Annotated in this window: 14 protein-coding genes and 1 riboswitch; of the genes, 12 read left to right on the top strand and 2 right to left on the bottom strand. The window is 44.4% G+C overall.

Features of this window, described 5'->3' with window-relative positions:
* The first annotated feature begins 78 nt into the window (after positions 1 to 78).
* From FZC40_RS00235 to lpdD, 11 genes are all read left to right on the top strand, one after another.
* Positions 79 to 1362, top strand: a complete 1284-nt coding sequence (locus FZC40_RS00235; RefSeq protein WP_148601942.1) for a 5-bromo-4-chloroindolyl phosphate hydrolysis family protein — start codon at positions 79 to 81, stop codon at positions 1360 to 1362.
* Positions 1363 to 1372: 10 nt separating this feature from the next.
* On the top strand, positions 1373 to 2524 hold the full coding sequence (locus tag FZC40_RS00240; RefSeq protein ID WP_148601943.1) for a toxic anion resistance protein: 1152 nt from the start codon (positions 1373 to 1375) through the stop codon (positions 2522 to 2524).
* Position 2525: 1 nt separating this feature from the next.
* Entirely contained in the window at positions 2526 to 2921 is a 396-nt protein-coding gene (locus FZC40_RS00245; protein ID WP_148601944.1) for a hypothetical protein, read from the top strand.
* A 42-nt stretch (positions 2922 to 2963) separates the two neighbouring features.
* Positions 2964 to 3137, top strand: a riboswitch (cobalamin riboswitch).
* Between the two features lie 69 nt (positions 3138 to 3206).
* Positions 3207 to 4679, top strand: coding sequence for an ABC transporter ATP-binding protein (locus tag FZC40_RS00250; protein WP_148601945.1), 1473 nt, complete (start codon positions 3207 to 3209; stop codon positions 4677 to 4679).
* A 16-nt stretch (positions 4680 to 4695) separates the two neighbouring features.
* Positions 4696 to 5430, top strand: coding sequence for an energy-coupling factor transporter transmembrane component T family protein (locus FZC40_RS00255; RefSeq protein ID WP_148601946.1), 735 nt, complete (start codon positions 4696 to 4698; stop codon positions 5428 to 5430).
* 24 nt (positions 5431 to 5454) lie between these two features.
* Complete coding sequence (locus FZC40_RS00260) at positions 5455 to 6012, top strand: hypothetical protein (protein WP_148601947.1); 558 nt, start codon at positions 5455 to 5457, stop codon at positions 6010 to 6012.
* 149 nt (positions 6013 to 6161) lie between these two features.
* Positions 6162 to 7523: a UbiD family decarboxylase gene (locus FZC40_RS00265; protein WP_148601948.1), complete on the top strand. Its 1362-nt coding sequence runs from the start codon at positions 6162 to 6164 to the stop codon at positions 7521 to 7523.
* Positions 7524 to 7535: 12 nt separating this feature from the next.
* Positions 7536 to 9599 carry a hydantoinase/oxoprolinase family protein gene (locus FZC40_RS00270; RefSeq protein ID WP_148601949.1) on the top strand — a complete coding sequence of 688 codons (2064 nt, stop codon included), beginning with the start codon at positions 7536 to 7538 and terminating at the stop codon, positions 9597 to 9599.
* A gap of 1 nt (position 9600) precedes the next feature.
* Complete coding sequence (locus FZC40_RS00275; RefSeq protein ID WP_148601950.1) at positions 9601 to 11331, top strand: hydantoinase B/oxoprolinase family protein; 1731 nt, start codon at positions 9601 to 9603, stop codon at positions 11329 to 11331.
* On the top strand, positions 11328 to 11888 hold the full coding sequence (locus FZC40_RS00280) for a UbiX family flavin prenyltransferase (RefSeq protein ID WP_148601951.1): 561 nt from the start codon (positions 11328 to 11330) through the stop codon (positions 11886 to 11888). Before FZC40_RS00275 ends, FZC40_RS00280 begins: the two co-directional genes overlap by 4 nt.
* A complete protein-coding gene (gene lpdD / locus FZC40_RS00285) occupies positions 11885 to 12226 on the top strand; it encodes a prenylated flavin chaperone LpdD (protein WP_148601952.1) in 342 nt (113 codons plus the stop codon). The genes FZC40_RS00280 and lpdD overlap by 4 nt, the downstream gene beginning before the upstream one ends.
* 25 nt (positions 12227 to 12251) lie before the next feature.
* Here the strand turns inward: lpdD and FZC40_RS17540 are convergent, their stop codons facing one another.
* Complete coding sequence (locus FZC40_RS17540) at positions 12252 to 12377, bottom strand: hypothetical protein (protein WP_279233298.1); 126 nt, start codon at positions 12375 to 12377, stop codon at positions 12252 to 12254.
* Between the two features lie 264 nt (positions 12378 to 12641).
* Between FZC40_RS17540 and FZC40_RS00290 the strand changes: the two genes are divergently transcribed.
* A complete protein-coding gene (locus FZC40_RS00290; RefSeq protein ID WP_148601953.1) occupies positions 12642 to 13103 on the top strand; it encodes an AraC family transcriptional regulator in 462 nt (153 codons plus the stop codon).
* Here the strand turns inward: FZC40_RS00290 and FZC40_RS00295 are convergent.
* Entirely contained in the window at positions 13093 to 13908 is an 816-nt protein-coding gene (locus FZC40_RS00295; RefSeq protein WP_243135610.1) for an EcsC family protein, read from the bottom strand. The genes FZC40_RS00290 and FZC40_RS00295 overlap by 11 nt on opposite strands.
* Positions 13909 to 13935 lie beyond the last annotated feature (27 nt).

Here is a 13935-nt window from a genome sequence, read left to right on the forward strand (position 1 = left end):
AAGCATAAAGGCGTGTATTGATAATTGTATTTTGATATTTAATAAGATATAATTAATAGCATAGCTGGAGGTTACGCGATGGGAAAAAAGGAATACTCGAATATAGGGGATGATATCAAAGGTATCATCCAGGATGCCCTAAGTTCAACTGACTTCAAAAAATTGAATCAGAATATCACAGAAACAGTGAATCGAGCATTGGAAGAAGTCAAAAAAAGCACTCGTAATTGGAATGAAAGCAAAGATTATTCAAAGCAATATAAGAACATTAATAATAAAAGCAAAACGTATGATCGACCGATGGAGTTTTCAGATTACGAAACCGTAGAAACTAAGGAGTTAAAACAGAATAAAACAGTGGAAAAACAAAACAATTATCGGAGTATTGCCAACAAAAAGACAAACCTTATCACAAAATCACCTCATGGCCGAATCTCTGGAATGCTGCTGATCGTTTTTGGAAGCATCGGAATGGGCTTGGCGATTGTTTTTTCGCTTGCGGTTCTTATTTTGTCCAACGTGATTCATGCCTCAATGGGATCAATGGAAGTATCATTGGGGACGCTTTTGTTTATTTTGGTATTATGCATTGGCATGGTGGCAAAAGGATCGAGTTTAAGAGGAAGAGTCAAGCGTTTCCGACAATATGTTCAACGCCTTAAAGGCCATCCGTTTTGTGAAATTAAAGAATTGGCCGAGCCTTTGGGACGCAATTCAAAATATGTCGTTAAGGATTTGAAAAAAATGATTCAAGTGGGGATGTTTCCTCAGGGACACATTGATGAGGACAGACTTTACCTGTTGATCAGCGATGAAGCTTATGAAGCCAACCGGAAAATGAAAGAAGGAAAGCGCCTTCAGGACGAAGAACAGAAACGCAAAGAAGACGTACAACGACAAAGAGTGATTGATCGGAGTAACCCTGATATGAAAGCGGTACAGGATGTTATCGACGAGGGACAACAGACCATCAGACAGATCAGAAAGGCCAATGACGACATCCCCGGAGAAGCTATTTCCAACAAGCTTGACCGATTGGAAATTATAATTACAAAAATATTTGTTTACATTGAAGAAAATCCCAAGGAAGTTCCGGAAATCCGAAAATTTATGAACTATTATCTGCCAACAACCCTTAAGCTGGTTAAGGTTTACCAGGACATGGATGCAGAGCCGATTCAGGGAGCCAATATTATGGCCACCAAAAAAGAAATTGAAGAGACAATGGATACTATTAATCACGCGTTTGAAAATCTCTTAGATGGTTTTTACGAAGATACAGCATTAGATGTTTCAACGGACATTTCAGTATTAAATACCATGTTGGCCCAAGAGGGACTGACAAAAAAAGATTTTGAATAAGGAGACAAATATGGATGATGGACTGAAAGATTTTGACCAGGTAACCCCGACCCTGACTTTTGACCCTTTTGACGAGGGAAAATCACCAGTGGTCAATCAAAAAAATCAGATGGCAACCGAAGATAAAATTTTCGATGAAGCTCGCCTATCCCCGGAAGAACAGAAAATGGTCAATGAATTTGCAGAAAAAATTGATCTCAGCAACTCGGCGCTGATTATGCAGTACGGTGTGGGTGCTCAGAAAAAAATTGCGGAATTTTCTGAGACCGCTCTGAGCAACGTCAGAACCAAGGATTTAGGAGAAGTCGGTAAAATGCTTGGGGACATGGTTTCAGAGCTGCGAAACTTTGAATCCGCAGAAGAAGAAAAAGGCTTTTTTGGTTTCTTTAAAAAAAATGCTAATAAAATCAGCTCGATGCAGGTTAAATATGCCGCCGCAGAAACCAATATCAACCGGATCTGTGAATCTTTGGAAAAACATCAGGTTCAGCTGATGAAAGATGTGGCTATGATGGATAAACTTTATGAAGTCAACAAAACTTATTTCAAAGAGTTATCGATGTATATTTTGGCGGGAAAGAAAAAGATCCAACTGATTCAAAGCACCGATTTACCGGCCCTTATACAGAAATCCCAAATGAGTGGATTGCCCGAAGATGCCCAGGCAGTGAATGATTTTTCGGCAATGGCCAACCGCTTTGAGAAGAAGCTTCATGATCTCGAATTGACCCGATTGATTTCAATTCAGATGGCACCGCAAATCCGACTGGTTCAGAATAATGACACCTTGATGGCGGAAAAAATTCAGTCCTCCATTGTTAATACCATTCCCTTATGGAAAAGTCAGATGGTGCTGGCTCTGGGCGTAGCTCATTCCGGTGAGGCCGCCAGAGCCCAGCGGCAAGTAACGGATATGACCAATCAGCTGTTACGAAAAAATGCCGAAACTTTAAAAATGGAAACCATTAATACAGCCAAAGAATCCGAACGGGGAATTGTGGATATCGAAACCCTAAAGATAACCAACGAATCGTTAATTACAACCTTTGATGAGGTGTTAAAGATTCAGGATGAAGGCCGACAGAAACGAAAGTCAGCCGAAGCCGAACTCCAGAAACTTGAAAATGATTTAAAACTGAAAATGCTGGAAATTAGACGATAATATGAATATTATTGAGCAAGAGGTTTTGCAGTACGTTATTTTCATCTTGAGTTTAGTCGTTGGGATCCTGTCAATCGTTTATTATGGTAAATATCAGAAACAATTGATAAATGGTGCATTAGAAGGGCCGGTAGCAGGAGAGTACAAAAGAAATTTTAACCTTTATGGCGCTCTTTATGTCGTCGCGGCATTTCTGGTTATCTTGGAGTCCTATGCCCGGATGAGCGAAATTGTGATCATCATCATGGTCATTGTTATCGGCGGGGGTATTTACAATCTGATATTAATCAATAAAAAAGAAATGTTTGATTTATCCGATATAAAGTTGCTGAGATGGAATGCCATTATTTTGCTTACCATAGCCCTGGTTTATATTCTGACAATCCTAAATATTTAATTTGACAATTATGTTTAAATCCGTTATTATAGAATTAATAGAATATATTTGAAGATTTGTGGTGCCTTGTAAGAGGAGAATAGGGAATCAGGTGTAAGTCCTGTACGAACCCATCACTGTGAATGGTTTTGTTTTTGTATATGTCACTGGTAAAACGGGAAGGCGCAAAAACTGATAAACCTGAGTCAGGAGACCTGCCAGAAATTGATTTTGAGAAACGAAGGTAAAGTTTCGACTATTTATAGTCGAAGCTTTTTTTTTGTATAGAAGGGGATTATTAACTGAATGAAACCAATTATAAGCATTGATTTAGAAGCATTGGTCTTTCCAGAGGAGAAAGAGGCGGCTTTAAAGAATATAAAACTGGACATCAATCAAGGTGATTTTATTGCGGTAACAGGGGGAACGGCTTCCGGAAAATCCTTATTGCTTCATGCTATTACTTCGGCTGCACCCAAATTTTATCCCTGTACAATTGACGGGACAGTCAGAGTGGCCGATCGGAATGTGGAAGAAATTCCGCTTTGTGAAATGGCGGATTATGTGGGATATATGATGCAGGAGCCACAAAATCAGATGATCAGCAGAGTCGTTTATGATGAGCTGGGGTTTGGGGTGGCCAATATGAATTTGAGCAGCGAGGAAATACAATCCCGCGTCGGAGAAATCATGTCATTTCTCTCCATCCAGGACTTTGCACACCGGTATACCGATGCTTTGTCCGGGGGCCAGGCTCAAAAAGTTGTTTTGGGCAGCATCCTGACATTAAAAGCGCCTATTTTACTGCTGGATCAGCCAGCGGCAGAGCTTGATCCCAAAACCAGTGCGGAACTCTACAAGTATCTTTCATGGCTTAACAAGAATGAAAAAATTACGACAATGGTTGTTATGGACAAATCAAGAGAGGTTTTAAAATATGCCGATCGGGTTGTTGTTATGGAAAACGGCACCGTAAAGGATTATATGAATACCGAAGAATACAAAAATAAATACCAGCAAAAAGAAAAAAAACGGAGACCAATAGAATTAATGGTTGATCATGAAACAGATATCGTCAAATTGATGGGGGCCTCCCATATTTATAAGGGCGGCATCGTCGGATGCAAAGCCATTGATTTTACGTTAAAAAAAGGGGACTTTACCGCGGTGATCGGACAGAATGGATCGGGCAAATCGACGATGCTTAAACTGATCGAGGGGTTGTTAAAGCCGACCGAAGGCTCCATCGAATTGTTTGGATCGCCCGTAACAAAGAAAAATATCGGCGAACTCCGGAGACGAATCGGTTTTCTTTTTCAGAATCCGGATGATCAGATTTTCTGCAGCACCATAAAAGAGGAAATTGGATATGTTTTAAAGCGTAAGGACGATTCGGAAGCGGAAAAAAACAAAAAAATTCAGGATGTTCTGGCGTTTATCGGTCTTGAAGGCTCAGAGGAGGTGCATCCACAACGGCTTAGCCGAGGTCAGCGTCAACTTTTGGCATTGGGGTCCGTCATCATCAGCGAACCGGAGCTTATCATCGCCGACGAACCGACATCCGGATTGGATGAAAGTCAAAGCAGGCTGGTGATGGAAAAACTTTTGTTGCTTGCCCAGCAGGGGAAAACGGTCCTTTTAGTTACCCACGACTTAAGTGATGCCAAATATTTTGCTAATCGGATCGTGGTCATGAATCGACACGAACTGGTGCTAGATTTCAACGCAGACCAGATGGACTGCTTTACCGATGATTTAATAAAAATGGAACTTATGTAGGGAGGAAGGTTTAGCGATGATAAATGTAAAAAATTGGGATCCGCGTCTAAAGCTGACCTGGTGCTTGTTTCTTGTTCTAACAGCATTAATTTCGAGGAATATGATGCTGGATCTGGTGCTATTGCTAACCATTCTGATAACCGAAATTATTACTGAAAAAAGTCTTAAACGTTTTAAAGTGATTGCAATCCTGCTGTTGATTGCCGGTTCTCAGGTATTGATTATTAATTTATTATTTGGGAGAGTCGGTGAGCCGGTTTGGTCCTGGTGGATTTTAACTGTTTACAACGGTTCACTCATTGCCTCACTGTTAGGATTTTTAAGAATTTGTGTGATTACCATCAGTGCCATCCAATTTGCTTATAACACCGATGCCACGGATATTGCGCAGATGCTGATTAAATGGCATATCCCCTATCGTTATGCCATGCTGGTGCCCATTACGGCGCGTTTTTTTCCGGTAATGGTCAATGAATATCATTCGATTTGTGACAGCAATTCGGCCCGAGGGGTTCCCTGTGACACGGTGATGGAACATATCAGAAATTTGCCAGCCGCCGTGATGCCGCTGATTTACCGGGCCCTGAGAATATCCAACGACGCATCACTTTCGGTTGAGCTGCGAGGCTTTGGCAGATATGAGACAAGAAACTTTCAAAAGACAATTGGACTAAGACCTTTTGAAGGGATCATGATCTTGTTTATTATCATGATGTATATCTCAATTATGTTATGCATCATGTTTTTATAAATATAAAATACTAAGGAGATTAAAATGGAAAATGAACTAGCTTTGAAGAGAAAAAAGATTTTTAAAACGGACACAAAATCGCTAATCGGCGCAGTTGTAATGGGGATTGTTTTTGTAATTGCCTGCCAAATTACCGGTCAAATTGATAATATGTTACCATGGGGAAAAGCCGGTATGTACCTGATAAATGGTAGCTGCTGGGCATTTTTTACAGCCTTTATTACGCTTATCTACAAACAGCCCGGTGGAATCATTGCGGCAGAGATAGAAGCCTTAACATCAGTGATGTATTCGCCTTTGTGGGTAGCTTTTATATTTGCTAATGCCGTTGGCACAATTTGGGTTTCGTTTGTCGCTTCAAAATACGATATGACAAAATGGTCCCATCATATTCTGGCTCAGGCAGGCGTTTGTATTTTAGGTAACTGTATCGTTACGGTTGGCATGATCTTTATTTTGGAAATACCTCTTGATGTCGCCATTATCGAAACCCTAATTCTTATTGCCGTCAACTGGATTGTGGCTACTGTTATTACAAAATTAGCCTATGATGCTGTTTTAAAATCAGGACTGGTTAAATAAAAGTTTTATACTGATGTTTCTGCTATAATTTAATTAATTTTTATTAACGACAATTGTTTTTGCCTTTTTCTCATTGAGAGTCAGGCTTAAGCAATTGTCGTTTAGATCGTTATACCGTAATTAAAAATATTAAAAAGGTGAGGTAAGTAATGAGTCAGGATCTACGCGTATTTTTAGAGCAGCTGGAAAAGGATGGAGAAATAAAACACGTTACCGAAGAAGTTAAAAGAGAGTACGAAATCAGCACATTAATGATGGCACTCGAGAAGGAACACCGCTACCCGGTGATGTGGTTTGATAAAGTGGAAGGCAGTCAGTTCCCGGTTGTGACAAATATTTTAGGATCAAGAGAGCGCTTTGCGAAGGCCATGGGCGTGAAAACAGAAAATATATCCCAGGAATTCGGAGAACGGGTCAAAAACAGGTTTGATAATTTAAAGGTTGTCGAAAATCCTCCCGCCAATGCAAATCTCATCACTGGAAATGATGTGGATTTAACTAAATTCCCGATTCTCAAACATTTTCCCATTGATGCCGGTCCCTATATTACATCCGGGCTTTGTGTGGCCAAGGATCCGGAAACCGGATCCGACACCTGTGGCTTTCATCGCCTTCAGTTAAAAGGGAAAAACAAACTGGGAATCTCTTTCCATTCCAGAGGGAGAATGTGGGAATATTTTAGAAGAAGCGAAGAGCGCGGCGAAAATATGAAGATGGCCATTTGTATTGGCGTGCATCCCAATATTTCCCTGGGTTCCCAGGCATCCGTGCCCTACAGTCTGGGTAAATTCGGTGCCATTGGCGGTCTTTTCGGAGAACCCTTAGAGGTAGCTCAATGTGCAACCATTGATCTGCAGGTGCCGGCCTATGCAGAAATTATCCTGGAAGGCGAGGTTCTGGCAAATGTTCGGGAGCCGGAAAGCCCGTTTGCCGAATACACTAACTATGCATGCTTCCGGAGTACCGAAAATGTTTTTCAGGTCAATGCCATCCGCTATCGTGAAAACCCCATTTTTCATGATATTACACCGGCCATGAGCAGCGAGCACATCACCATGGTCTCGATCCAGAGAGAAGGGGATATTTTAAAAACGCTCAATCAGAACCTGCCGAATATCAAAGCGGTGCATTCGCCGTTATCCTCCTGCGGTATTTTCCACTGCTATATTTCCATGAAAAAAATTGCTGAAGGCCAGCCGCAACAGGCGCTTTTGACAGTGTTGGGGATGGACCATCATATTAAGATGGCCGTTGTGGTGGATGAGGACGTCGATGTCTTTAATGAGCAGGAGGTTCTGTGGGCCATGGCAACACGGCTCCAGGCCAGCAAAGGGGTCATGATTCTACCGAATTGTATGGGCGAAACCCTGGACCCTTCTTCTGATGAGCTGAGCCGATCGGACAAAATGGGAATTGATGCCACTAAACCGCTCAGCGGTTTTTCACCCAAGATCGAGATCGATAAAGAGGCCCAGGAAGCAGTCAAGCGTTTATATAAATACACAAAGTAAGAAGGCCGAAAGATGATAAAAATAGCAATTGATACCGGTGGTACCTTCACTGATTATACCTCGGTGGGCAGGTTTAAAGACCAGGCATATCACAGAATATTCGTCAAGAATCCGACAAATCATCAACATCCTGCGGATGGAATCCTGGCTGGTTTGAAAAAGTTAGCTGAGGAATGGGATGCGGATTTAGAGACGTTTTTAAAAGAAACGGAAAAGATAACGCTGGGAACGACCCTGGCACTCAATGCTCTGTTGGAAAAGAAGGGCGTAAAAACCGCCCTGTTCACAACAGCAGGCTTTCGTGATGCTCTCGAAATCCGCCGCGCTCAATTGAAAAACCAGTGGGATCTGGCCGCGGAAAAACCGATGGTTCTGGTTCCTCGCCGATTACGTTTAGGGATTGAGGGACGAATGGATTATCAAGGGGATCTCGTAACCCCCCTGAATGAAGACAAAGTCCGGGAAGCCTGCCGAAAATGCCGGGAGTTGGGGGTCAGGTCCATTGCAGTCTGTTATCTGTTCTCGTTTCTTAATCCTGAGCATGAACGGCGAACAGCGGAAATCATAAAGGAGGAGTTGCCGGATGTGTTCGTTTCCCTATCCGCGGATGTGGCCCCCCGCATCCGAGAATATGAACGGACCACCACAACAGTGATCAATGCCTATCTGACACCGGTTCTGGCAGATTATTTAAACGATATAAAAAAGGAACTGGCCCTTTATGGCTGGCAGAAACCAATCCATATTATGCTGAACAACGGCGGGCTCAGCGATACCGAAGCGATGGCAGCATTTGCGGTTAAAACCCTGTTATCCGGTCCGGCCGGGGGAGCGGTGGGGAATGAAACCATTGGAAAATTACTGGGTAAAACTCATACGGTGCTGGCGGACATGGGCGGCACCAGCTTTGATATTCATGTTATCAGTGGCAGCAGCAATCAGCTGGTGCCGCAAACCGAGCTTGCCGGCTATCCCTTGAGCATTCCCATGATTGATATCAGCTCCATCGGTGCCGGAGGCGGCAGCATTGCCCATGTGGAAATCGGCGGACGGGTCTTTATCGGCCCGGATTCCGCCGGCTCGGTGCCGGGCCCGGCCTGCTACGATTTAGGCGGAGCGGAACCTACGGTTACGGATGCTTTACTGATCCTCGGACTCATTAATGAGGATAATTTTCTGGGCGGAAAGTTTGCTTTATCCAGAGAGCGGGCCGAGCAGGCGATAAAGGAAAAGGTGGCTGATCCACTTAATCTGTCGGTGCAAGAGGCGGCAAGGATTATTTACGGCATTGCTGCCGAAATGATGGCGGATGCGGTTCGTTTGGTGACCACCCAGAAAGGAAATGACCCCAGAATATACAGCCTAATCAGTGCCGGCGGGGCCTTCCCTCTTTTTGCGGCGAAAATTATAGAGTCCCTTCATATGCCGGAGGTCCTCATTCCCGTACAGGGACCGGTATTCTGTTCCTGGGGGATGCTGGGAGCCTCCAGCCGCTATGATGCAACCCGAAGCTTTTTTATGGAAAAAAAGCAATGGAATGCAAAAAAAATCAATCAGACTTTGGCACTGATGATGCAGGAAGGTGAAAGTGAGCTGGAGCGGCTTAGCGTTGATAAAGACCAGCGCCGGTTTGATCTGATTTTAGAAATGCGTTATGTCAGTCAGCATCACGAGATAAGCGTCCCATGGAAACAGGGAACATTTTCACAGGATAGCTGGGAGACGGTGGAAAAAGAATTTTATGATACCCATGAAGCAATTTATGAATATGCCGAAAGAGATAAAGACTGGGAAATCATCGATTTACATCTTGCCTGTTATGAAGAAAACGGGGAAAATGTACTTTTCCCAATGGCTTCCCAAAAATCTAATGGACGGACAAAAAAAGTGTCCGGGTATGCCTTTAACCAGGAGGACGAAATCGTGGTTCCAATTTACAATGAGGGCGATTTAAATGAAGTCATCACCGGGCCGGCACTCATTGATTTTGATTACACCACATTGGTTATTCCGGAACACTTCTTTTGTGCGCCGGCAGATGAAGGAATACTTGTACTTAAAAAGGAGGTGTTGTAGTATGAATCAGCGAACTGAAGATATTATCAACCGTGCGGTTATTATCAACCGTCTCGACAGCATCACCGGTGAAATGGGAATCGCTCTGGAGCATTCCGCTCATTCACCGATTTTTGCCGAGGCCTGCGATTTTGCCTGCTGTATCTGCGACAAAGATGGAGAACTGGTGTCCCAAATCAGCGGGATTCCGATTCTGGCAACCGCAGGGGCCTTCAGCGTCAAGGCCCTGCTGAGAAAATACGGCCATCATATTGACGACGGCGATGTTTTCATCATCAACGATCCTTATGACGGCGGCAATCATCTTCCAGATATCGGCATCATCACCCCGGTTTTTTATGACGGCGAACTGCTCTTCTTCAGCGTCAGCCGGGCCCATCACGGGGATATTGGTGGTTCCACCGCCGGCAGCTACAATCCCAAGGCGACTGAGATTTTCCAGGAAGGAATTCGCATTCCGCCGACAAAATTAATGAAAAACAATGAAATGATCGACGATGTGCTGACGTTAATCGCTTTGAATACCCGGAATCCGGAGATGCTCACCAGTGATTTTCTAGCGCAGATCGGTTCCAACCGGGTGGCCGCTAAACGGATCCGGGAAATGCTGGAAACCTATTCGGTGGCAACGGTCAAAAAAGCGGTACAGGATACCATGGAGCAGACAGAAGCCCTCACGAGACAACGCATTGCTGCGGTGCCGGATGGAAGCTATGCGGCAGTTGATTATATTGATGATGACGGCTTTCAGGAAGAACCGGTTAAAATAGCGGTTTCCGTCACGATAAAAGGCGATCGGCTGCTGGTGGACTTTGAAGGAACAGATGCTCAGGTAAAAGGCTTCATCAACACCTCAGTGGTCACCGCAACCTGTGCTTCTGGTATCGCGGTATTGTGGTTTTTGGGCAAAGATATTCCTCGAAACGGCGGGGCATTCCGCTGCATCGATGTCAATCTGCCAAAAGGTTCACTGGTCAATCCTAATGAACCGGCACCGATGACACTCTGCACCTTAACGCCAGCCAGTGAAATCATCGGAACAATTTTTCAGGCGCTGGATCAGGCCGTGTCAGGACGGGTTTCTGCAGGTTATCATCGTTATCTGGGACCATCCTATTATGGGGTGGATGCCAGAACAGACCGTTATTACGTGGGCTTTTCTTTCTGCTCTCTGGGCAGCGGCGGAGCCATGGAAGGGAATGACGGCAAGCCTTATATGGCAACCTTGTCGAATTTCGGAGGGGTTAAGGCACCGAATATTGAATCCAATGAAGTGCAGTATCCCCATCTCACCCTTTATCATGAAATGGATACGGATACCGCCGGTGCCGGAGAGTATCGCGGTGGCTGCGGCATGAAATATGCTTTTGAGCTCTATGCCGAACAAAGCGATATCGTCAATTTCGGAGACGGCGTCAAATTCGCCCCGTATGGACTCAGAGGCGGACATCAAGGAAGTCTCAACCGAAGTGTTTTTGTTCATGATGGCAAAGAAACCGTGATGGAAAGCAAGGAAGCGCCCCGACACGCAACTAAGGGTGATCAGGTTTGCTTGAACACCAGCGGCGGCGGCGGTTGGGGCGATCCGCTGAAACGACCGGCCGGGAAGGTCTATGATGATGTCCAAGACGAGATCATATCGCTGGAAACCGCCGAAAAAATTTATGGCGTGGCCATCACCAAAAACGGTATTGATTTAGAAAAAACGAAAAAATTGCGAGGAATCCGATGAAAATTGCGGTTGGAATAACAGGAGCCTCCGGAGTAATCTATGGCATTCGGCTTTTGGAAGCATTAAGGGGAACGGACAACCAGGTGTCTCTCATTCTCAGTGACTGGGGGTGTAAAACCATCGCCCTGGAAACAGATTACAGTGAAGAATATGTGCGCTCTCTGGCAGACATCGTCTATGACAGCCATGATATGGCGGCGGCTGTTTCCAGCGGCTCCTATGGGACCGAGGCCACCGTGATCGCTCCCTGCAGCATGAAAACTCTAGCCGGCGTTGCCAATGGCTTCAGTGATAATCTGATCGTCCGAATTGCGGATGTGGCTTTAAAAGAGCGCCGGCCTTTGGTTCTGATGGTCCGGGAAACCCCGCTGACGCTGATTCACCTGCGAAACATGACCGCCGTCACCGAAGCCGGCGGCATCATCCTGCCGCCGATGCCTGGCTTTTACCACAAGCCCCAGACCATCGATGACGTCATCAACCAAAGCGTCGGTAAGGTTTTCGATTTGCTGCGCATTCCCAACCATCTTTTCAGACGCTGGGGAGAGAGCGAATGAAACTAACAGTGGGCAGCGGGCCGACCGCGCTTAAATATCAGATCACGATGGCCGGAGCTGATGTGCTGATTCTGGTGACTGGAGGAGCAGCCCACATCGGCTGCACAGCCGTGGGCGATGATGGCCGGCTCAGCGTCTATACCGCCCAGGAGCACCGGGATGACGCCCTGGCCATTCCCCTGGCTAGAAGGGTGTCCGAGGCATTTCACTGCGTCTGCACCGTCTGCGCCGGCTTCCATCTGGATGATATTGAAAGAGCGGACATCGGGCAGGTGCTGGTCAATGGGGAAGAGGGTATCAGTCAGGTGATTAAGATGATAGAGCAGGCAAAAAAATGATGCTGTCATCATTTTGATGGCGATTTCAGAGCAAATCAGGCGATGAGTTTGTTCTGGAAATATTGGATTCAATAATCATTTCCAGATTTCTGATGACATCATCAGAAGTAACCAGCTCATACAAGAGCTTGGATGCGATTTTTTCATACATGTGCATCACCTCGTCTTTATTATAAATAGATTGCATATAATATTTAAGTTATTATAACGTTTATGTATAAATTTGTGACATTTCCATTTTAAATACAGATTCAATTAAGTTTTATCGTTTGCAGAGGTGTAGGACTAGATTTACAGTATTGTCTCACATAATGAAAAGAAAAATATTTTTTAAAAAATTTGTTTATTTTCATTTTAAATCATGTTACATTTCTTATAGACCGGTCGAATCGTTGATTGAAAGGAATAAATTAAGATGAAAATGAATATTGAAGTGATGCCAGAATGTGAAATTGCATACATCAGGCAGATTGGGCCATACGGCAGGCGCAATATCCAAACGATGGAACGATTAAAAGCGTGGGCAACGATGAATCATTTATTGAACGAAGACTCAATCATTCTGGGAATCCCGCAGGATAATCCGGAAACAACTAACCCTGAAAACTGCCGGTATGACGTCTGCCTGATTACAGCGGCGGATCAGTCGATCCGGGATGATGATGTCAGCAAAGGCAAAATCAGCGAAAGCAACTATGCGGTTTTTGAGATTGACCATTCGGCAGAAGCAGTTCAGCAGGCTTGGCATGAAATATTTCAGGAACTGAGCAGCCATGGTTATGAGATGGACGGCTCGAAACCGATAGTGGAAAGATATGCGACCAAAATGGTTAAAAACCATCGGTGTGAAATTTGCGTGCCAATCGTTAATCGATGACGCCATTCGGATTGAGCTTGGAAAGCAGATACCGCTTCTTATACTTAATCCGGGCGTATTTGCCGGTTTTATTGACCATCAAGGGATTGACCACGCCACCGATGACGCCCACGATAGGCAGCCCCTGGATAAATTTGGCAGTCAGCAGGGTATTGGACAAAAGGTCGGAGGTTTCTTTCATAACCGCTTTCAGATCAATGTCCATCGGCGTATCGGCATCAATATGCTTGCCTAAACGCTCGATTTTCTGATCATATACTTTTCGCAGATCTTCTTTCGTCATGGCAGCACAGATCAGATAAAGGATGTACGCTTTTTCCTCATTGGAGGTGTACTGGTAGCCGTAGGACAATGCAATTTCATTGATGGTTTTGATGATGACGCCAAGAAACAGCGGGATATCCGGAAGCCCAATCCCCAGCAAGCCCAGAACGCCGCCTTCTATTGCCGCAATGGATTCATTGATGGCTTTGGACTGTTTTGACGATTTATCCAGCGTTTTCATATGTTTTTTACTCATATATTTTTCAAGTGCGTAATTATTTAAATCGTATTCCACATCGATATTTTCTTTGTTGTAAGTTTTTTCGATGAGACTGTTTCCTTTTTCAAACACAAAATGAAAGCCCATGTAGAAAGCTGTGTCGAGGGTGGCTTGCAGTTTTTCCGGTATTTTAGCCTGGATTTTATTGACCACAGGAGTGAAGTTTGATTTGATAAACGGGCTGTTTTTCTGATTCAAAAACTTCTGCTCCTGTTTTTCAAGAATCGCCAGCTGTTTGGTCAGGATAAGGTCTTTCTTCATTTTTGTAACTCCAATCGGTAGATTTGA

Source organism: Acetobacterium tundrae (genome assembly GCF_008086615.1).
GTDB lineage: Bacteria > Bacillota > Clostridia > Eubacteriales > Eubacteriaceae > Acetobacterium > Acetobacterium tundrae.